General features: G+C 54.8%; 1 protein-coding gene. It reads right to left on the bottom strand.

Annotation, left to right across the window (positions count from 1 at the left end):
* Positions 1-7 precede the first annotated feature (7 nt).
* A protein-coding gene (locus HALO32_RS00005) for an IS630 family transposase (RefSeq protein ID WP_151441739.1) occupies positions 8-1,023 on the bottom strand; the annotation gives its coding sequence in 2 pieces (ribosomal slippage) (positions 8-634 and positions 637-1,023; 1,014 coding nt in all).
* Positions 1,024-1,085: the final 62 nt, after the last annotated feature.

Raw genomic sequence — 1,085 nt, 5'->3', positions numbered from 1 at the left:
TAAGTGATTATGCATAATTAATCGTGCGTCCCGTGCCATAGTCCCCGAGCAGGCGATGGACCTCAGCGCAGAGCCGATCAAACGAGAGATAGGCTCCCAAGGGTAGCCAGTAGTATTTGATCTGTCGCCACAGGATCTCGATCAAGTTCAGCTCTGGCGAGTAAGCGGATAGGTAGATCAGATGCACGCGATGCGACATCCATTCCAGAATCTTGCGCTTGAACGCCTTGGAACGATGCATGCTGGCATTGTCCAGCACCACCACGGCGAAAGCATCGGGGTCTTTCTGAGCCACAAACTGATCAAACGCCTCGATGACTGTCTCCGTCGTGACCGACTCGGTAGTCGTGTGGTAGACCAGCTTCCCTTTTCGGCTCACGAAGCCCAGCACGTTCAGCCTATGGCTATGTGAGTACGCCGTGACCTCCCATGGCTTTCCGATAGCGCTCCATGCATAAGGTACCGATGATGACTGCGAGAAGCCTGACTCATCGAAATAGTAGAGCTCGTGCTCGCCTCGATCTTCTCTCTCCTGGAGCACTTTCAGAAGGCCCTGCGTATTGCGAAAATCCGTCTCATCACGGCGGCCCTTCAGTGAGCGCCGGATGCGCTTGAAGCTATTTTGATTTTTTTTTTCAATGCCCGGCGCAAGGTGTCCGTGCTGAAGGTTTTTCCTGTTTCTTCCTGCAGCCGAGCCTGCAGGGTGCGTAGTTGGTGCGGATGCTCCTCCACCAAGGCCTGCAACCGCTCTCGATCGCTGTCATCAAGGATCGGGTTACGGCCACTGCGGGGCTTATCGGCGAGTTCTTCGAGACCGGAGGCTTCCCACTTCTGGAACCAGATGGTCAGCGTGTTTCTTCCAACCTCCAAAATCTCGCTGATCTGGGCGATGGTATAGCCTTGATCGCTCAGGAGGATCGCATGAGCGCGACGGCGTGAGGCACGTTTCTGACCGTACTGATGGACATGGGCCAACGCCTGTCGGTCGTCCTCTGCCAGGGGAGAGATGAAGCGACTTGCCATGCTGCCGTCCTAAGCTGAAATCCTATCGGCACTATGCATGAAAATATCTGCCTAGTCACTTA

The organism is Halomonas lysinitropha (genome assembly GCF_902500215.1).
GTDB classification, from domain to species: Bacteria; Pseudomonadota; Gammaproteobacteria; order Pseudomonadales; family Halomonadaceae; genus Halomonas; species Halomonas lysinitropha.
Note: the sequence above shows the minus strand (reverse complement) of the source record. Positions and strands in the feature narration are given on the sequence as shown.